This is a genomic window from Streptococcus sp. DTU_2020_1000888_1_SI_GRL_NUU_041A (assembly GCF_032387735.1).
Taxonomy (GTDB): domain Bacteria; phylum Bacillota; class Bacilli; order Lactobacillales; family Streptococcaceae; genus Streptococcus; species Streptococcus sanguinis.
In genome coordinates this window covers 1,724,469-1,742,721 of record NZ_CP135591.1, presented here as the reverse complement: position 1 = coordinate 1,742,721, position 18,253 = coordinate 1,724,469, and the positions used below count along the sequence as shown (strand labels likewise).

The 18,253-nt window shown below is 44.9% G+C and carries 17 protein-coding genes; 13 read left to right on the top strand and 4 right to left on the bottom strand.

What is annotated here, in order from left to right:
* Nucleotides 1-208 precede the first annotated feature (208 nt).
* The 9 genes from yycF to ftsY all read left to right on the top strand — a co-directional run bounded on the left by yycF (nucleotide 209) and on the right by ftsY (nucleotide 10,995).
* Nucleotides 209-910: a response regulator YycF gene (gene yycF / locus RSK81_RS08570; protein ID WP_002894937.1), complete on the top strand. Its 702-nt coding sequence runs from the start codon at nucleotides 209-211 to the stop codon at nucleotides 908-910.
* On the top strand, nucleotides 903-2,249 hold the full coding sequence (gene vicK / locus RSK81_RS08565; RefSeq protein WP_002894938.1) for a cell wall metabolism sensor histidine kinase VicK: 1,347 nt from the start codon (nucleotides 903-905) through the stop codon (nucleotides 2,247-2,249). Before yycF ends, vicK begins: the two co-directional genes overlap by 8 nt.
* 9 nt (nucleotides 2,250-2,258) lie before the next feature.
* A complete protein-coding gene (locus RSK81_RS08560; RefSeq protein WP_002914756.1) occupies nucleotides 2,259-3,059 on the top strand; it encodes an MBL fold metallo-hydrolase in 801 nt (266 codons plus the stop codon).
* A gap of 91 nt (nucleotides 3,060-3,150) precedes the next feature.
* Nucleotides 3,151-3,510 carry a YbaN family protein gene (locus RSK81_RS08555; protein WP_002906095.1) on the top strand — a complete coding sequence of 120 codons (360 nt, stop codon included), beginning with the start codon at nucleotides 3,151-3,153 and terminating at the stop codon, nucleotides 3,508-3,510.
* Between the two features lie 121 nt (nucleotides 3,511-3,631).
* Entirely contained in the window at nucleotides 3,632-4,330 is a 699-nt protein-coding gene (gene rnc, locus RSK81_RS08550) for a ribonuclease III (protein WP_002903151.1), read from the top strand.
* The gene (smc, locus tag RSK81_RS08545; RefSeq protein ID WP_315686521.1) at nucleotides 4,321-7,857 is read left to right on the top strand and encodes a chromosome segregation protein SMC; all 3,537 of its coding nucleotides are present in this window, start codon (nucleotides 4,321-4,323) and stop codon (nucleotides 7,855-7,857) included. Before rnc ends, smc begins: the two co-directional genes overlap by 10 nt.
* Before the next feature lies 1 nt (nucleotide 7,858).
* Entirely contained in the window at nucleotides 7,859-8,653 is a 795-nt protein-coding gene (locus tag RSK81_RS08540; protein ID WP_315686520.1) for an HAD family hydrolase, read from the top strand.
* The gene (locus RSK81_RS08535) at nucleotides 8,653-9,471 is read left to right on the top strand and encodes a Cof-type HAD-IIB family hydrolase (protein ID WP_061595114.1); all 819 of its coding nucleotides are present in this window, start codon (nucleotides 8,653-8,655) and stop codon (nucleotides 9,469-9,471) included. Before RSK81_RS08540 ends, RSK81_RS08535 begins: the two co-directional genes overlap by 1 nt.
* Nucleotides 9,472-9,474: 3 nt before the next feature.
* Nucleotides 9,475-10,995 carry a signal recognition particle-docking protein FtsY gene (gene ftsY / locus RSK81_RS08530; protein ID WP_061595115.1) on the top strand — a complete coding sequence of 507 codons (1,521 nt, stop codon included), beginning with the start codon at nucleotides 9,475-9,477 and terminating at the stop codon, nucleotides 10,993-10,995.
* Between the two features lie 49 nt (nucleotides 10,996-11,044).
* Here the strand turns inward: ftsY and zwf are convergent, their stop codons facing one another.
* From zwf to RSK81_RS08510, 4 genes are all read right to left on the bottom strand, one after another.
* On the bottom strand, nucleotides 11,045-12,505 hold the full coding sequence (zwf, locus tag RSK81_RS08525; protein WP_002923968.1) for a glucose-6-phosphate dehydrogenase: 1,461 nt from the start codon (nucleotides 12,503-12,505) through the stop codon (nucleotides 11,045-11,047).
* A 174-nt stretch (nucleotides 12,506-12,679) separates the two neighbouring features.
* Entirely contained in the window at nucleotides 12,680-13,498 is an 819-nt protein-coding gene (locus RSK81_RS08520; protein ID WP_061595116.1) for a TIGR03943 family putative permease subunit, read from the bottom strand.
* Nucleotides 13,495-14,400 (bottom strand): permease, encoded by a 906-nt coding sequence (locus tag RSK81_RS08515; RefSeq protein ID WP_002923972.1) that lies wholly within the window; start codon nucleotides 14,398-14,400, stop codon nucleotides 13,495-13,497. Before RSK81_RS08515 ends, RSK81_RS08520 begins: the two co-directional genes overlap by 4 nt.
* Nucleotides 14,397-14,534 (bottom strand): SPJ_0845 family protein, encoded by a 138-nt coding sequence (locus RSK81_RS08510; protein ID WP_002894961.1) that lies wholly within the window; start codon nucleotides 14,532-14,534, stop codon nucleotides 14,397-14,399. Before RSK81_RS08510 ends, RSK81_RS08515 begins: the two co-directional genes overlap by 4 nt.
* Before the next feature lie 178 nt (nucleotides 14,535-14,712).
* Here RSK81_RS08510 and RSK81_RS08505 point away from each other — a divergent pair, with 178 nt between their 5' ends.
* The 4 genes from RSK81_RS08505 to RSK81_RS08490 all read left to right on the top strand — a co-directional run bounded on the left by RSK81_RS08505 (nucleotide 14,713) and on the right by RSK81_RS08490 (nucleotide 18,246).
* Entirely contained in the window at nucleotides 14,713-16,845 is a 2,133-nt protein-coding gene (locus tag RSK81_RS08505; RefSeq protein WP_247908406.1) for a Tex family protein, read from the top strand.
* Complete coding sequence (locus RSK81_RS08500) at nucleotides 16,832-17,269, top strand: SprT family protein (protein ID WP_315686518.1); 438 nt, start codon at nucleotides 16,832-16,834, stop codon at nucleotides 17,267-17,269. Before RSK81_RS08505 ends, RSK81_RS08500 begins: the two co-directional genes overlap by 14 nt.
* A gap of 141 nt (nucleotides 17,270-17,410) precedes the next feature.
* On the top strand, nucleotides 17,411-17,686 hold the full coding sequence (locus RSK81_RS08495) for a PspC domain-containing protein (RefSeq protein WP_032907817.1): 276 nt from the start codon (nucleotides 17,411-17,413) through the stop codon (nucleotides 17,684-17,686).
* A gap of 71 nt (nucleotides 17,687-17,757) precedes the next feature.
* On the top strand, nucleotides 17,758-18,246 hold the full coding sequence (locus RSK81_RS08490; RefSeq protein WP_315686516.1) for a histidine kinase: 489 nt from the start codon (nucleotides 17,758-17,760) through the stop codon (nucleotides 18,244-18,246).
* Nucleotides 18,247-18,253: the final 7 nt, after the last annotated feature.

The following is an 18,253-nucleotide window of genomic DNA, read 5'->3' as shown; positions in this document are numbered from 1 at the left end:
ATGTGGAATAAAAATGGCTTGAATTAGTGTTTTTTAAGAAAACTTTGGTATAATAAGACTAGATAAATAAATAAAATTGGATTGGGAGTCTAGCTAGGCAAACTAGATTGCCTTTTGCACGTGTTGATGCAGGACGACTTAGCTGACTATGTCACAACTTTTCTATCATGGAGTTGATTCAATCCCAATCTTATGTTAAGGTGAACATATGAAGAAAATATTAGTTGTAGATGATGAGAAGCCAATCTCAGATATTATTAAGTTTAATATGGCCAAGGAAGGCTATGAGGTTTTGACTGCTTTTGATGGTAAGGAAGCCTTGGAAATGTTTGAAGCAGAACAGCCAGATATCTTGATTTTGGACTTGATGCTGCCAGAAGTGGATGGATTGGAAGTGGCTCGGACTATTCGTAAGACCAGCAATGTTCCGATTATTGTATTGTCTGCTAAGGACAGTGAGTTTGACAAGGTTATCGGCCTTGAAATCGGTGCAGATGACTATGTGACTAAGCCTTTCTCAAATCGTGAGCTGCAGGCGCGTGTCAAGGCACTTCTTCGTCGGGCAGACCTTGTTGTGGAAAACCAAGTAGAAGAAAGTGGCCCGAACGAGCTGACCATTGGGGAACTGCAGATTTTGCCAGATGCTTTTGTTGCTAAGAAGCATGGCAAGGAGCTGGAGTTGACTCACCGCGAGTTTGAATTGCTTCACCATTTGGCGACACATATCGGTCAGGTGATGACACGTGAGCACTTGCTGGAAACAGTATGGGGCTATGACTATTTTGGCGATGTCCGTACAGTGGATGTGACCATTCGCCGCCTGCGTGAAAAGATTGAAGATACGCCAAGCCGACCTGAGTATATCTTGACTCGCCGCGGAGTTGGCTATTATATGAGAAATAATGATTGAAGCAATTAAACAATTTGTGATTTCTGCGGATTTTGTCTTTGCAATCATTATTATCGGCTTCATTGTAGTTGTTGCCTTGCTTTTATTGGAAAATCGCCGGGATAATCAAAAGCTTGTACAGCTTAATCAAAAGGTTAAAGATTTGATTGCAGGTGACTATTCTGAAGTGCTGGACATGCAAGGGAGTCCAGAAATCACAGATATGACCAACAGTATCAATGATCTTTCAGAGGTCATTCGACTGACACATGAAAACCTTGAGCAAGAAACAAAACGCCTTTCCAGTATCCTGTCCTATATGACAGATGGCGTGCTTGCGACTAACCGCCGGGGGCAGATTATCACTATCAACGATATGGCAACCAAGCAGTTGGGAGTTAAGAGAGATGAGGTCCAAAATATGAGTATTTTGGATCTGCTTTCGATTTCAGACGAGTATGATTTGCGGGACCTGATTACCAATGTTCCTGAGCTGACGATTGATTCTCAGGATGAAAATGGTGAGTACTTGAGTTTGCGGGTTCGCTTTGCCTTGGTAAGGCGGGAGTCGGGCTTTATTTCTGGTTTGGTAGCTGTCTTGCATGATACGACAGAGCAGGATAAGGAAGAGCGGGAGCGTCGCCTCTTTGTCTCCAACGTCAGCCATGAGTTGCGGACTCCGCTGACCAGTGTTAAGTCCTATCTGGAAGCCCTGGATGAGGGAGCTTTGTCTGAGCCAGTAGCACCGGACTTTGTCAAGGTATCGCTCAATGAAACCAACCGCATGATGCGGATGGTGACGGACTTGCTTAGTCTGTCCCGTATTGATAATGAGACCAGCCATCTGGAAGTGGAGTTGACGAACTTCACGGCCTTTATTACCTTTATCCTCAATCGCTTTGACAAGATAAAAAATCAAGACGAAACTAAGAAATATGAGATTATCCGTGATTATCCTATAACACCGATCTGGGTAGAGATTGATACAGATAAGCTGACCCAGGTCATTGATAATATCATGAACAATGCCATCAAGTATTCGCCGGATGGTGGAACCATTACTGTTTCCATCAAGACAACGGATGAGCAGTTGATTCTCTCTATTGCAGACGAGGGACTAGGAATTCCCAAGCAGGACTTGCCTAAGATTTTTGATCGCTTTTATCGAGTGGACAAGGCACGCAGCCGCGCACAGGGCGGAACGGGTCTGGGGCTGGCTATTGCCAAGGAAATTATCAAGCAGCATCAGGGCTTTATCTGGGCTAAGAGTGAGTATGGTGTGGGCTCGACCTTTACCATTGTCTTGCCTTATGAGAATGATGGCGTCCGGGATGACGACTGGGATAATGAAGATATATAGAAAGTAAACATGACTAAAGGATTTCAATACAGTATTCTGGCGTCAGGATCAAGCGGTAATTGTTTCTATCTGGAAACAGACCAAAAGCGGATTCTGGTTGACGCTGGCTTATCAGGCAAGAAAATTACGAGCTTGCTGGGCGAAATTGGCCGCAAGCCTGAGGATTTGGATGCTATTTTAGTGACTCATGAGCACAAGGACCACATTCATGGCGTTGGAGTGTTGGCCCGCAAGTATCATCTGGATATTTATGCTAATGAGGCTACTTGGAAGGCTATGGAAAAGGACTTGGGGAAGCTGGATGCTAGTCAAAAGCATATCTTTGAATTGGGCAAGACCAAGACCTTTGGAGACTTGGATGTGGAGAGCTTTGGTGTCAGCCATGACGCAGCCTGTCCACAGTTTTACCGCTTCATGAAAGATGACAAAAGCTTTGTCATGCTTACGGATACGGGCTATGTCAGTGACCGGATGGCTGGGATTATCGAAAATGCCGACGGGTACTTGATTGAGAGCAACCATGATATTGAAATTCTTCGCAGCGGCGCCTATCCTTGGAGTCTCAAGCAGCGAATTCTGTCGGATATGGGTCACCTGTCCAATGAAGATGGAGCAGAGACCATGATTCGGACTCTGGGTAATCGCACCAAGCGAATCTATCTGGGGCATCTCAGTAAGGAAAATAATATCAAGGAATTGGCTCACATGACCATGGTCAATCAACTGGCTCAAGCCGATATGGCAGTCGGCCATGATTTCCAGGTCTATGATACCTCGCCTGATACCGCAACACCTTTGACGAGTATTTAAACACCAGACCGAAAGGTTTGGTTCTCTTGCTCTAGTGCGGTATCCATTAAAGATTTAAAAAGCAACGGTTTTATTTTGCAAAGGAGCTTGTATGCGGCCAATTTACTTTGTGGTAGGTCTATTATCTTTAGGGTTAGGAGTTTTGGGGATTTTTCTGCCTCTCCTGCCGACGACACCATTTCTTCTCTTGTCCATCGCCTGCTTTTCGCGCAGTTCCAAGCGCTTTGAGAATTGGCTCTATCATACCAAGATGTATCAGACCTACGTGGCAGATTTTCGAGAGACGGGAACGATTGCCAAGGAGCGTAAAAAAAAGATCATCGTTTCCATCTATATCTTGATGGGGATTTCCATTTTTCTAGCGCCTATTATTTGGGTTAAGATTGGACTGTTGGGTCTGACCATTTTTATCACCTATTATTTGTTTAAAGTAATTCCGGATAAGGAATAGAAATCACTGTCAGCAGGTGCGTTTGCGCCTGTTTTTTGTTATAATAGAGACTGTATATCTTTGGAAAGGAAAAGGTATCATGCTGCTTATCTGACTGAAGCCAGCATGATATAAAATAGTAATGGAAAATTTGAAAAAAGCATTGCTGGAGCAGTTTGACTTGGTTTTCTCTGACGAGACCTTGTTGGAAACGGCTTTTACCCATACGAGCTATGCCAATGAGCACCGCCTCTTAAAAATTTCACACAATGAACGCTTGGAATTTTTAGGAGACGCTGTTCTGCAACTGATTATTTCGGAGTATCTTTATACCAAGTATCCTAAGAGGCCAGAGGGAGACCTGTCTAAGCTGCGTTCCATGATTGTTCGGGAGGAGAGCTTGGCAGGCTTTGCCCGAGATTGTCAGTTTGATCAGTTTATCAAGCTGGGACGTGGAGAGGAGAAGTCTGGTGGCCGGAATCGTGATACGATTTTAGGAGATTTGTTTGAGGCCTTTTTAGGCGCTTTGCTCTTAGATAAGGGTGTGGAAGCAGTCAAAAGCTTTCTCTACCAAGTCATGATTCCCAAGGTGGAAGCGGGAGATTTTGAGCGGGTGACGGACTATAAGACCAAGCTGCAAGAGTTGCTGCAGATTAATGGTGATGTGGAAATTGCCTATCAGGTCGTGTCTGAGACAGGGCCGGCTCATGCCAAAAATTTCGAGGTGGCTGTTCTCATCAATGGCCGCAAGTCCGGTCAAGGCCAGGGGCGTTCTAAAAAGCTGGCCGAGCAGGAAGCTGCTAAAAACGCATTTGAAAAGGAAAGTTCTTCATGTTTTTAAAGGAAATTGAAATTCAGGGCTTCAAGTCGTTTGCTGATAAGACTAAAGTTGTCTTTGATCAGGGAGTGACAGCGGTTGTTGGGCCAAACGGTTCCGGCAAGTCCAACATTACAGAGAGCCTGCGCTGGGCCTTGGGAGAGTCCAGTGTGAAAAGTCTGCGGGGCGGCAAGATGCCCGATGTGATTTTTGCGGGAACAGAAACCCGCAAGCCACTTAATTACGCATCCGTGGTAGTGGTTCTGGACAACAGTGACCAATTTATCAAGGATGCTGCCAATGAGATTCGGGTGGAGCGTCACATTTACCGCAGCGGTGATAGTGAGTATAAGATTGACGGCAAAAAAGTCCGTCTGCGCGATATCCACGATCTCTTCATGGATACTGGGCTGGGACGAGATTCCTTCTCCATCATTTCCCAAGGGAAGGTCGAGGAAATCTTCAACAGCAAGCCGGAGGAACGCCGGGCAATTTTTGAAGAAGCTGCTGGAGTGCTTAAGTATAAGACACGTCGTAAGGAAACGGAAAGCAAGCTTAGTCAAACTCAGGATAATCTGGACCGTCTGGAAGACATTATCTACGAGCTGGAGAGCCAGGTCAAGCCCTTGGAGAAGCAGGCTGAAACTGCTAAGCGTTTCTTGAGTCTGGATGGCCAGCGCCGAGAGCTTTACTTGGATGTTTTGGTAGCTCAGCTGACAGCTAACAAGGAAAAGTTGACCCAGTCTGAAGAAGATTTAAGGAATATCCAGCAGGAGCTGGCAGCCTACTACAGCAAGCGCGATGAGCTGGAAGTTGAAAACCAAACCTTGAAGGCCAAGCGCCATGAGCTCAATCAAACTTTGTCTGATGATCAAGCTAGTTTGCTGGAATTGACCCGCTTAATCAGTGATTTGGAGCGGCAGATTGACCTCTCTAAGCTGGAGTCCAGCCAGGCAGCGACGAGCCGCCGGGAAAATGAAGAGCGCTTGGCTGCTCTGTCAGAAAAACTGGCTCAGATAGAAAGCAACATAGAAGACAAGCAGGCTGAATTGAGCCAAATAGCTGCCAAACTGAGTGACAATGAGCAGTCTATCGCTGCTTTGGAAGCAGAATTAGCAGACTTTTCAGATGATCCAGACCAGCTGATTGAACATCTGCGTGAGCAGTATGTCAAGCTCATGCAGGAAGAGGCAAATCTTTCTAATGACTTGACATCTCTGGAGAGTCAGCTGGCTAGTGAGCTTAAATTGGCTGAGAGCAAGAAAGCTGACTATGCTAAGCTGCAGGCTGATTTGGAGGCTAGTCAGGCGCAGGAGCAAGCTGGTTTGGAGGAGTTGGAAGTTGCTCGCCAAGCTCTCAAGAATCTACTGGCTGACTACCAAAGTCAGATACAGTTAGTAGAGAAGCTGGAGGCTGACTATAAGCAGCAGCAGACTAAGATGTTTGATCTTTTGGACGACCTCAAAAACAAGCAGGCACGTTCCAATAGCTTGGAGGCCATTCTTAAAAATCACAGCAATTTCTATGCTGGGGTTAAGAGTGTGCTGCAGGAAGCTGGCCGTCTAGGTGGCATTGTTGGAGCAGTTAGCGAAAAACTCAGCTTTGACCCCCACTATCAGACTGCGCTGGAAATTGCGTTGGGAGCCAGCAGTCAGAATATCATCGTGGAAGATGAGGCGGCTGCGACTCGGGCTATCGAATTTCTGAAGAAAAATCGGGCTGGCCGGGCAACCTTCCTGCCTTTAACAACCATCAAGCCGCGTCAGCTGCCTGACTATAACCGTGCTACAATTGAAAAAAGTGCTGGTTTTCTGGGGCTGGCTTCTTCCTTGGTCAGCTATGAGTCATCGTTAGACAGCATTTTTCAAAATCTGCTGGGGACGACCGCTATTTTTGATACAGTGGAGCATGCCCGAGCAGCAGCTCGCCAAGTGCGCTATCAGGTTCGCATGGTGACTTTGGATGGAACAGAGCTTCGGACTGGCGGTTCCTATGCCGGTGGTGCCAACCGCAATAACAATACCATCTTTATCAAGCCGGAGCTAGATGCTCTGCTTGAGGAGATTAAGCAGAAAAATGTCAGCTTGAAAGAGCAGGAAGAAGCAGTACAAATTCTGCAAAACCAGCTGAGTCAGGCTAAGCAGGTATTGGAACAAATCAAAACAGATGGTGAGCAGGCTCGCTTGGCTGAGCAAAAGGCTAATCTAGCCTATGAACAGTTAGCCAAGCGCGTAGAAGAGCTCACAAGTCTGAAAAATCTACAAGAACAGGAGTTGGCTGATCAATCTGCTTTGGATATTTCAGAAGAGAAAGACCGACTGCAGACCCGCTTGACCGAGGTTGAGCAAGAAAAAACGGACATCACTGCAGAAATAGAGCAGGTTAAGTCGAACAAAGATGCAGTTCAGGCTCGTTTCGACAAACTTTCCTCTCGTTTAGCTGAACTCAAGCTCCAGCGAACAGAGCTGACCTCCAATCAACGCTTTGAAAAGAATGACTTGGAACGTCTGTCCGAGGAAAAAGCCAGCCTTGCAAAAGAGCAGGCGACCTTGGAGCTCTTGATGGAGCAAAAGGAGCAGTCCAGCCTGCAAAAGGTGGATATTACAATCCTGGAAGAGCAATTAGAGACCGCCAAGCAAGAAAAGACTGAGCTGGATCAAAGACTGATTCGTCTGAAATTTGAGATTGAAGATTTAGAAGGTCAGTCTGACGATATTGCCAGTCGTTTGGAGCAAGCCCGCCATCAAAATGAAGAATTGATTCGTCGGCAAGCCAAGGCAGAGGCAGAAAAGGATAAGCTCATGGATGTCATGCGCCGTCTGGCAAGCAATCTGACAGATGACTATCAGATGAGTTTCGAAGAAGCAAGCAGCCAGGCTCGTCCGTTAGAAAGTTTGCCAGCTGCTGAAAGCCAGGTGAAGGATTTGGAAAAAGCCATTCGAGCTTTAGGTCCAGTCAATCTGGAAGCAGTTGAGCAGTTTGAAGAAGTCAGCAATCGTTTGAACTTCCTCAACGAGCAACGAGACGACGTTCTATCAGCCAAAAATCTGCTCTTAGAAACGATTGAAGAGATGAATGATGAAGTCAAGGAACGCTTTAAATCAACCTTTGAAGCCATTCGTGAAAGCTTCAAGGTGACTTTCCGACAGATGTTTGGCGGTGGTTCTGCAGACCTGATATTGACGGAGGGAGACTTGCTGACGGCTGGTGTAGAAATCTCTGTGCAGCCACCAGGCAAGAAGATCCAGTCGCTTAATCTGATGAGCGGTGGCGAGAAGGCCTTGTCGGCTTTAGCTCTGCTCTTCTCTATCATCCGCGTTAAGACCATTCCTTTTGTCATCTTGGATGAGGTGGAAGCAGCGCTGGACGAGGCGAATGTTAAACGCTTTGGGGATTATCTCAATCGCTTTGACAAGGACAGCCAGTTCATCGTGGTCACTCACCGTAAGGGAACCATGTCAGCTGCAGACTCTATTTACGGAGTTACCATGCAGGAGTCTGGCGTTTCCAAGATTGTCTCGGTCAAGTTAAAAGATTTAGAAAGTATGTAAAATGAGTATAAAATTAGTAGCAACGGATATGGACGGCACCTTTTTAGACAGTAAAGGTCAGTTTGATATGGACCGTCTCAAGCAAGTTTTGGCTCGCTTCAAAGAAAAAGGCATGTATTTTGCCGTAGCCAGCGGGCGCGGCCTCTTGTCGCTGGAAAAGCTGTTTGAGGAAGTGCGCAATGAGATTATTTTTATTGCTGAAAACGGTAGTTTAGTGGAATTTCACGGTGAGGATCTCTATGAAGCAACCATGCCACGGGACTTTTATCTTAAAGTTTTTGACAAGCTGCAGGAATCTCCCTATGTCAATGTCAGTGAGCTGCTTTTGACAGGTAAACGTGCCTGTTATGTCTTGGAGACTGTGGATCCGACCTATCTTTCCTTCAGTGCTCATTATAATGAAAATATTCAAAAAGTAGCTAGCCTTGCTGATATCGATGATGATATTTTCAAGTTTACGACCAATTTTGCTGAGGACCAAGTCGCAGCTGGTGAAGCTTGGGTCAATGAGAATATCGACGGAGTCAAGGCCATGACAACTGGCTACAAGTCGATTGACATCGTTCTGGACCATGTGGATAAGGGGGTTGCCATTGTCGAGTTGGCCAAGAAGCTAGACATAGATCTTTTTCAGGTTATGGTCTTTGGTGATAATCTCAATGATTTGCACATGATGCAGGTGGCTGGCTATCCGATTGCGACTGAAAATGCTCGCCCTGAGATTTTAGAAGTGGCCAAGGAAGTCATCGGCCACCATGATGCTCAGTCGGTTATCACTTACATGGAGGGATTATAATGGCAGATATAAAACTGATTGCTCTGGACTTGGATGGAACTCTCCTGACTTCAGACAAGAAGATTTCTGACCGCAATTTGGCAGCTCTAAAAGCAGCTCAGGATAAGGGAGTTAAGGTAGTTCTGACTACTGGTCGTCCCCTTAAGGCCATGGACTTTTTCCTGCATGAGCTGGGAACAGACGGTCGAGAGGATGAGTACACCATTACTTTTAATGGTGGTCTTGTTCAGCGCAACACTGGAGAAATCCTCGATAAAACAGTCTTTTCTTATGATGATGTAGTCCGGATTTATGAGGAGGCTGACAAGCTCCATATCCCGCTTGATGCTATCTGCGAAGGACTTGTCTATCAGATTCAATCCGATCAAGATTCGCTTTATGCTCAGTTCAATCCTGCTCTGACCTTTGAGCCTGTTGATTTCAGCGACTTATCCAGCCAGCAGACTTACAATAAATGTGTCACTGCTTATGCTCAAGAACCACTGGATGCGGCTATTGAGCAAATTTCACCGGAATTATTTGAGCGCTATGAGATTTTTAAATCTAGAGAAATGCTGCTGGAGTGGTCCCCTAAAAATGTCCATAAGGCTAATGGTTTGGAGAAACTGATTGCCCATTTAGGCATTGAGAGAAGTCAGGTCATGGCCTGTGGTGATGAAGCCAATGATCTGTCTATGATTGAGTGGGCTGGTTTAGGAGTGGCCATGCAAAATGCAGTAACCATCGTCAAGGAAGCAGCCAATGTGGTGACACCTATGACCAATGATGAGGATGCAGTGGCTTGGGCTATTGAAGAATATGTACTAAAGGAGGATTAGCCGATGGGATTATTTGACCGCCTTTTCGGCCGAAAAAAACAAGAACCGCCAATTGAAGAAGTTGTCAAGGAAGCATTGGAAAATATTGGCGAGATTGAAGAAGAAACAGCACCTGTTCCAGAAGCAGGAGAAAATCTTGAAGCGGAAGCTGTTCAGTCCTATCAGGACGAGCAGCAAGTTGATGATCAAATTTCGGATACAAAAGATGGTTTGGCTGATGTTGAAGAGCTAGCATCTCAAGCCATCCAAGAAGAAAGCAAGGAGCCAGAGCATGAAAGAGAAATTATTGCAGAAAATCAAGAAGTGGCTCAAGGAGCAAGTCAGACTGAAGAAACTCTAGAAGAGCATCATGCTGAGAGCAGTGACGAAGCGGTAGAAGAACTTGTTGAACAAACGGATCTTTCGGATGAAGCATCATCTCATACCGAGCATGAAGCAGCTTCTTATGACGAGGTGATAACTGATTCAAATAATGAGTTCGAGCCAGAAACAGAAACTGAGTCACTAACAGAATCAGAACAGGTCGTTCAAGCAGCTGATGTTGGTGAAGAATCAGAAGCAGCAGCTACAGAAGAGTCTGCTGAACTTCCTCAAGAGGAATCCACTCAGGAAAAATATGACCGCAGCCTAAAGAAGACTCGGACAGGATTTGGAGCACGGCTTAATGCCTTCTTTGCTAATTTCCGCTCGGTAGATGAAGAGTTCTTCGAAGACTTGGAAGAGCTGCTCATCACTAGTGATGTAGGAGTTCAAGTGGCTTCCAGTCTGACTGAGGAACTACGCTATGAAGCCCGTCTGGAAAATGCTAAAAAACCGGCTGCTCTACGCCAGCTGATTATTGAAAAATTGGTGGACATTTATGAGAAAGATGGCCGCTTTAATGAAAAAATCAATTTCCAAAATGGTCTGACTGTCATGCTCTTTGTTGGAGTCAACGGAGTCGGTAAAACGACCTCTATCGGTAAACTAGCCTATAAGTACAAACAACAAGGCAAGAAAGTCATGTTGGTAGCAGCAGATACATTCCGAGCTGGAGCAGTGGCTCAGCTGGCTGAATGGGGCCGGCGCGTAGATGTTCCAGTAGTAACGGGGCCTGAGAAGAGCGACCCTGCCAGCGTGGTTTATGACGGAATGGAGCGTGCTCAGGCAGAGCAGGTTGATGTTCTTATGATTGACACGGCTGGTCGCCTGCAAAATAAGGACAACCTCATGGCGGAGCTGGAGAAAATTGGCCGCATTATTAAGCGGGTAGATCCAGAAGCGCCACATGAAACTTTCCTAGCTCTCGATGCTTCAACTGGTCAGAATGCTCTGGTTCAGGCCAAGGAATTTTCTAAAATCACCCCAGTCACAGGAATTGTACTGACGAAGATTGATGGAACTGCTCGAGGTGGGGTTGTGCTAGCCATTCGTCAGGAATTGGATATTCCAGTGAAGCTGATTGGCTTTGGAGAAAAGATTGATGATATCGGTGAGTTTAACTCAGAGAACTTTATGAAAGGCCTGCTTGAAGGCTTGGTATAAAACAAAAAACCAGTACGAGTACTGGTTTTTTATGAACAATTTTTAAATCTTATTTTTTTGGAGACCACTGCCAGTCAGCTCCAAATTCTCTAAGGAGTTCAAAGGAAGCATCTGGTCCCATAGAACCGACAGGATACTCATGAAGAGGCACTTCGTTGCTACGCCAGAGCTCTTCAATCTGATCGATCAGCTCCCAGCTGGAGCGGACTTCATCCCAGTGGCTGAAGTTAGTTGAGTCATTGTTAAGGACGTCAAAGATTAATTTTTCGTAAGGATCAGGGGAAGCACCGCTAGCTGTTGCGTCTGTTCGATAGTCCAGAGAGAGAGGAGCCAAGCTGAAGCGCTCGCCGACCTCTTTGCCATTCATGCTGAGAGAGAAGCCCTCAGTCGGTTGGATATGAATGGTCAGAACATTTGGTGCTAACTCCTCACCAAAGATAGACTCCATCTGCTTAAAGACAATATTGACAAGAGTGCCTTTTTCAGTGAGGCGTTTACCAGTTCGGAAGAAAAATGGAACATCACGGAAACGCTCGCTATTTACGAAGAAAGCTCCTGAAGCAAAAGTCTCGGTCATGGAGTCAGGATTAACATTAGGCTCGCTTCGGTAGGAGATGTATTTCTTGCCTTTGACCGTGCCTGACTTATACTGACCGCGGATAAAGAAGCGTTTCAAGTCTTCTTTATCGGGCTGTACCAAGCGTTCAAAAACTTTGACTTTCTCTGCCCGAATGTCCTCTTTGCTGAAGCTTTTCGGCTTGTCCATAGCTAAGAGTGACAGGAGCTGTAAGGTATGATTCTGCACCATATCCCGTAGAGCACCGGACTGGTCATAGTAGCCGCCACGTTCTTCGACACCTAGCTTTTCAGCAAAAGTAATCTGGACATTGTCAATGTAGTCACGATTCCAGATGTTTTCAAAGAGAAGATTGGCAAAGCGGATAGCGAAGATGCTCTGAATCATTTCCTTGCCTAGGTAATGGTCAATACGGAAAATCTGCTCTTCATCAAAGGCCGCCAAGAGTTCTTCATTAAGTTGGCTGGCAGTTGCCAAGTCTGTTCCGAAAGGTTTTTCGACAATCAGACGTTCAAATCCTTTGCCATCTACGATATTTTCAGACTTGAGGTGTTTGGCAATGGTACCGAAAAATTGCGGAGCCATGGACAGGAAGAAGAGTTTATTGTGCTCAGCTTGGTATTGCTCATTGAGTCGATTTTGAAGCTTGCGCAGCTCAATGTAGTGCTCGGTATCCTGCACATCATGACTTTGATAGTAGAAGTGACTGGCAAATTCTTGGGCTTGCTCGGGGCTGTCAGCTAAATCAGCGATTGCTTCGACAACGACAGACTCAAAATACTCCTTGCTCCAAGGCCGGCGTGCTGTTCCAATGACTGCAAAATGCTTGGATAGATTGCCAGACTTATAGAGCCTGAAGAGGGATGGATAGAGTTTTCTTTTGGCCAAGTCACCGCTGGCTCCGAAAATTGTTACAATAACTTTTGAAGACATCCTGATACCTATTTTCTAAATGATGTCTCTATTTTATCACAATTTTTCTAAAGATTGTATTCAGAAATTCGGTTTCTGAAAAGGGAGATAAATAGTAAGAAATAGACCGCTGCTTGAAACATATTCAAAGATAAAAAATGAGGCTAAGACACGATTGTGCCAGCCTCGTTTTCTTTATTCAAATACCCGATAAACGTAAGGATTGTCCGGTTTTTCTACCTTATCAAAGCTTTCAACTTCTAGAGTTGGCAGGCTTTGTCCCAGACTTTTATGGTAATGCATGGTAATTTTTCCCTTGGCATGAATCCAGGTATTATTCTCGAAATGCTGAGTATTTCCAGTCGTCAAGAGTCCATAGACACCTGAGTCGGCGATACAATGGATAATACCGAAACGAAAGAGAAATTGGCTCTTCTGGTCGCTGGGGTCATTGTAGACAAAGCCGGTGAACTCCAGCGTTTTGCCTACAAACTCGTCGGGATAATCATAGATGACCTCCATGATTTCCATGTAGTTCTCAGTTGTGACCTGAATGGTATCTTGCTTGACATATTTCTTGGCGGCTGCCCGCATTTCTTTTTCGTAAGCTCCTTTGGTAAAGTAGGTGCTAGTGTCAGGCTTCAGGTATTGACTGGTAGTGCCTTCGTCCTGCTGAATAGCAGTTGAAGTTCCCTCAGCTAGTGGAAAATGAAATCCTTTGGCCGAAACTGTTGTCGAATCCAAGGTAACAGTTGGAAAGAAAATTCCCACAAAAAGCGGAATGACAAGGAGCATCACGCTGCCTAACTTGGCCCAGCGAGTATTTAAATGACTGTGGACCTCCATCTTCTTCATCCAGATGATGAGCTGCACGACTGCCAAGACAAAAGACAGAAGCATAGACAAGTAGGCCAAATAGGAATAGTGGAGATTGATATATTGGTTGAGCTTGCCCGTCAGCTGCAGATACATGGTGATCTCAAAGTAGCCGACTAAGATTAGAAATCGAATCATAGCACCACCCCCACAAGCCAAGAGTAAAGAAAGACGACGACGGTAACCAGGCTGATAAATTGCCAGATAAAGCGTGTCTTAAAGTAGTTTTTCATCATTAGCAGATTCTTGACATCTAGCATAGGCCCAATGACCAAGAAAGCTAAGACTGGCGATAGGCCGAAGCTAGCAATCAAGGAGCTCCCGATGAAAGCATCAGCTTCGCTGCAAAGTGAGAGCAGGAAGGACAGCAGCATGAGCAGGAGAATAGCAACAGCTGGTGTTGAGCTGATAGAGGTCAGGATTCTGGTTGGCACATAGACTTGTACCAGGCTGGCGAAGAGACAGCCAAAGACCAGGTAGCGGCCTGTATCGAAAAATTCATCAATGGCCTGAACGAAGACTTGAAAAAGCTTTTGTCCCTTGCTGAAATGTGAAAAGTCATGCTCATGAACAGCCTTGCGATTTTCTTTTTGGATATTGCTATCTGCAAAGAAGCCCAGAAAAATCCCTAAAAGAATAGCCACGACCATAGAACCTAAAGCACGAAGCAGAGCCATTCGGAAGGAATTACCAAAGGCTGAGTAGGTCGCAAAGAGCACGATGGGGTTGATGACTGGAGCCGTTACCAGAAAAGGCACAGCCGTGTAACTGGGAACTTTCTTTTCAAGAAACCGATTGATAATAGGGACGATTCCGCACTCGCAAGAGGGGAAGACAAAACCAATAAAGCTCCCAAAGAAAATCCGAGCCCATTTGTTCTTGGGCAGGAAACGATAAACCTTGTCTGGCGTGACATACACCTCGATAAAGCCAGAAATGATACTTCCAATCAAGACAAAAGGCAGGGCCTCAATGATAATGGAGAGAAAAATGGCACCGGCTTGCAGGACACTGGCCGGTAGCTGAGAGAAGAAGCTCATTCTTTCTTATCCTTCTCGTTTTTAGATTTTTTCTTGTCTTCCTCAGGGAACTCTACCTTTTCTATCTTGGGCAGGGTCGCAAACTCCTCGAACATCTTGTCCAAATCGTCTGATCTAGTAAATTTAACAGCCATAAAGGCACCTCATTTCTAAAATAATAATTCTATTATACTACCAATTATCAAAAAATGAAATTTTGAAACATAAGCGACTTCTTGTCACTGATTTACCCTAAATTTTTTTGTACAAATAGTACTAAATAGTTCTAAAACTGCCTATCTTTCAAAGCACTTGTGATATAATAGTATTGTTATGAAAAATATAAATATTGAAAAAATTGCCCAGAAATTGGGCCTTAAAGAAAGCCAAGTATCACAGGTCCTAGATCTGACCGCTGAGGGAAATACGATTCCTTTTATTGCTCGTTACCGTAAGGAAATGACAGGAAATCTGGATGAGGTAGAGATTAAGGCAATCATTGACCTAGATAAGAGCATGACTACCTTGGCAGAGCGTAAAGCGACGGTCTTAGCTAAGATTGAGGAGCAGGGAAAACTAACGGATGCGTTGCGCTCTGAGATTGAGGCTGCTGAAAAGCTGGCTGATGTGGAAGAACTTTATCTGCCTTATAAGGAGAAACGCCGTACCAAGGCTACAATTGCTCGTGAAGCAGGTCTCTTTCCTTTGGCTCGCTTCATCCTACAGGATGCGGCTAACTTGCAGGAAGAAGCAGAGAAACTGACTAGTGAAGCCTTTCCAACAGCAGAAGCTGCTCTAGCTGGAGCAGTGGATATTCTGACTGAAGCAATTTCCGAAGATACTAAGCTGCGGGCTTGGACCTACCACGAGATACAGACCAATTCTTCTATCATATCCAGTCTCAAAGACGGTGATTTGGATGAAAAGCAGATCTTCCAAATTTATTATGATTTTTCTGAAAAAGTAGCGACCATGCAAGGCTACCGGACCCTTGCTCTTAATCGTGGTGAGAAGCTAGGTATTCTCAAGGTTGGTTTTGAGCACAATCTTGAGAAAATTCTGCGCTTCTTTGAAGTACGTTTCAAGGTGAAAAATACCTATATTATTGAAGCAGTTCAGCAAGCGGTCAAAAAGAAAATCATTCCAGCTATGGAGCGCCGTATTCGGACCGAGCTGACTGAGGCTGCTGAGGATGGTGCGATTCAGCTCTTCTCAGATAACCTCCGCCATCTCCTCCTAATTGCTCCTCTCAAAGGTCGCGTAGTACTGGGCTTTGATCCAGCCTTTCGGACAGGAGCCAAGCTGGCTGTTGTGGATGCAACAGGTAAGATGCTGACGACTCATGTCATCTATCCCGTGCCACCAGCAAAGCCAGCTCAGATTGAAGCATCTAAGAAAGAGTTGTCAGAGCTGATTGAGCAGTTTGGCGTGGAAATCATTGCCATCGGAAATGGAACGGCCAGCCGAGAAAGCGAAGCCTTTGTAGCAGAAGTTTTGAAATCCCATCCAAATGTCAGCTATGTCATCGTCAATGAGAGCGGAGCATCTGTCTACTCTGCTAGTGAACTGGCTCGTCATGAGTTTCCAGATTTGACTGTTGAAAAGCGCTCAGCTATTTCCATTGCCCGCCGCCTGCAAGATCCTTTAGCAGAGTCGGTTAAGATTGATCCTAAGTCTATTGGGGTTGGTCAGTACCAGCATGATGTCAGCCAGAAAAAACTGTCTGAAAGTCTGGACTTTGTCGTTGATACAGTGGTCAACCAAGTCGGAGTCAATATCAACACCGCAAGTCCTGCCCTGCTGGCCCACGTAGCTGGTCTCAATAAGACTATCTCAGAAAATATTGTCAAATACCGCGAAACAGAAGGCTTGATTCGGTCTCGCGAGGCCATCAAGAAAGTGCCGCGTCTGGGTGCAAAGGCTTTTGAACAAGCAGCCGGCTTCCTGCGTATTCCCGAAAGTGATAACTTGCTGGATAATACAGGCGTCCACCCAGAGTCTTATAAGGCAGTGGAGGAGCTCTTTAAGCGTCTGGAAATCAGCAGTTTGGATGAAGCAGCACAAGCCAAATTAAAAGCAGTGCAGACTGCTAGTTTGGCTGCAGAGCTAGGCTTGGGAGAAGAAACCCTCAAAGATATTATTGCTGATCTGCTCAAACCTGGCCGAGATTTACGTGATTCCTTTGACGCGCCAGTTCTGAGGCAGGATGTCTTGGATATCAAGGATCTGCGCATCGGTCAAAAGCTAGAAGGAGTCGTCCGGAATGTCGTCGATTTCGGAGCCTTTGTGGATATCGGTATCCACGAAGACGGTCTTATTCATATCTCTAAGCTGAGCACAGACTATATCAAGCATCCTAGTCAGGTCCTATCTGTTGGCGACTTAGTCACAGTCTGGGTGGATAAATTGGATGTGGAGCGGGAGAAGGTTAACCTCTCTCTGATAGCACCAAATGAATCTAACTAACTATGTCAAGCAGGTTTCGGTTGAGGATTTTGGCTGGGAATTCCGCCACCAAGCTTATTGGAACAAGCGCCTCCGCACTACAGGAGGACGCTTCTTTCCAAAAGATGGTCATCTAGATTTCAACCCAAAAATCTATGAAACTTTTGGGCTGGAGATCTTTCGAAAAATTGTCCGCCATGAGCTGGCTCACTATCACCTCTATTATCAGGGTAAAGGATACCGCCATGGGGATAGAGATTTTAAAGAACTGCTCAAGAAAGTTGATGGTCTGCGCTACGCTCCCGCGTTGTCCAACTCGCAATCTTTTCTCGTCTATGAATGCCTGAGCTGCGGAGCACTTATCCGTCGTAGACGTATAGTCAATCTTCAAAAATACCGTTGCGGACGCTGTATGGGCAAGCTCCGTTTGTCAGAGAAAGCTTGATAGATTAGCAAGAGAGTTCCTTGAAGAACTCTCTTTTTTATTAAAAGAATGAACTTTCTAAGGCATAATCAGCCTTTGGCCCGATTGTTTTCTCATGAAATATGGTAGAATAAAGTAAATATGATCATTGAGGTCTCTATCATGAACGTGAAATTCTATAAGTTAAAAAAGAATCGACTGATTTCCGGTGTCTTGTCCGGTCTATGTGATAAATTTGATTTTGATCTGAGCCTAGTGCGCTTCCTCTTTATTATCTTTACTGTGGTCAATTTCGGCTTGGGAATTCTCATCTATATCCTGCTAGCTATGGTTATGCCCTATAAAGAAGACATAGAAGAAGAAATGTATGGAACTGGTCCACGCAAACGAAAAGAAGCAGAAGCTATCGAAGACGATAAAGACGGCTGGTTTTGGTAATTCTTAATAAAATAGAAAATTTCGGGATGCACTCCCGATTTTTTACTAGATGAAGAGGAGAGAATGATTTTATGAAAAAATTTTCAATCAAATGGTATGCACTCAAGTTCTTGTTTTATATTATTCTGTCATATATTGTTAGTTTTGGAGGACTTGGTCTTCTGGCTTTTCTCTTTAAGTTTAACTATGGTACTAGTCTGACAGTTTCTTTTCTAGGGATGATGATTTTTGGCTATGGCTTTTTGAATTTTTTCTTCTTTCTGTTTACACCGCCAATTAGTCAATCTTTGAAAAAAAGTGTTTTGCTACTATCTATTTTCATGCATCCGCTTTTTATTGCAGTTTCTGTTTTCTTTTTGAATATTTCTCATGAAGATGGTCTAAGTAATTGGCTCAATAGCTTTAAAAGTATGATTCCAATATTATTCATTTGTCTTCTAGTTAATACTTCCCTTTATTTCTTAGCCTATTCTATCAAAAAGGCACGTGAGCAGCTACGTATAGCTAAACAAATAGAAAAGGCTGAGTCCCTTGATTTATCAGATCGTTTTGAAGATTAGAAAGGCA

What these genes read in the sequence shown, in the direction of transcription:
- yycF (WP_002894937.1), top strand. Translation starts at nt 209, where the DNA reads ATGAAGAAAATATTAGTTGTAGATGATGAGAAGCCAATCTCAGATATT.
- vicK (WP_002894938.1), top strand. Translation starts at nt 903, where the DNA reads ATGATTGAAGCAATTAAACAATTTGTGATTTCTGCGGATTTTGTCTTT.
- RSK81_RS08560 (WP_002914756.1), top strand. Translation starts at nt 2,259, where the DNA reads ATGACTAAAGGATTTCAATACAGTATTCTGGCGTCAGGATCAAGCGGT.
- RSK81_RS08555 (WP_002906095.1), top strand. Translation starts at nt 3,151, where the DNA reads ATGCGGCCAATTTACTTTGTGGTAGGTCTATTATCTTTAGGGTTAGGA.
- rnc (WP_002903151.1), top strand. Translation starts at nt 3,632, where the DNA reads ATGGAAAATTTGAAAAAAGCATTGCTGGAGCAGTTTGACTTGGTTTTC.
- smc (WP_315686521.1), top strand. Translation starts at nt 4,321, where the DNA reads ATGTTTTTAAAGGAAATTGAAATTCAGGGCTTCAAGTCGTTTGCTGAT.
- RSK81_RS08540 (WP_315686520.1), top strand. Translation starts at nt 7,859, where the DNA reads ATGAGTATAAAATTAGTAGCAACGGATATGGACGGCACCTTTTTAGAC.
- RSK81_RS08535 (WP_061595114.1), top strand. Translation starts at nt 8,653, where the DNA reads ATGGCAGATATAAAACTGATTGCTCTGGACTTGGATGGAACTCTCCTG.
- ftsY (WP_061595115.1), top strand. Translation starts at nt 9,475, where the DNA reads ATGGGATTATTTGACCGCCTTTTCGGCCGAAAAAAACAAGAACCGCCA.
- zwf (WP_002923968.1), bottom strand. Translation starts at nt 12,505, where the DNA reads ATGTCTTCAAAAGTTATTGTAACAATTTTCGGAGCCAGCGGTGACTTG.
- RSK81_RS08520 (WP_061595116.1), bottom strand. Translation starts at nt 13,498, where the DNA reads ATGATTCGATTTCTAATCTTAGTCGGCTACTTTGAGATCACCATGTAT.
- RSK81_RS08515 (WP_002923972.1), bottom strand. Translation starts at nt 14,400, where the DNA reads ATGAGCTTCTTCTCTCAGCTACCGGCCAGTGTCCTGCAAGCCGGTGCC.
- RSK81_RS08510 (WP_002894961.1), bottom strand. Translation starts at nt 14,534, where the DNA reads ATGGCTGTTAAATTTACTAGATCAGACGATTTGGACAAGATGTTCGAG.
- RSK81_RS08505 (WP_247908406.1), top strand. Translation starts at nt 14,713, where the DNA reads ATGAAAAATATAAATATTGAAAAAATTGCCCAGAAATTGGGCCTTAAA.
- RSK81_RS08500 (WP_315686518.1), top strand. Translation starts at nt 16,832, where the DNA reads ATGAATCTAACTAACTATGTCAAGCAGGTTTCGGTTGAGGATTTTGGC.
- RSK81_RS08495 (WP_032907817.1), top strand. Translation starts at nt 17,411, where the DNA reads ATGAACGTGAAATTCTATAAGTTAAAAAAGAATCGACTGATTTCCGGT.
- RSK81_RS08490 (WP_315686516.1), top strand. Translation starts at nt 17,758, where the DNA reads ATGAAAAAATTTTCAATCAAATGGTATGCACTCAAGTTCTTGTTTTAT.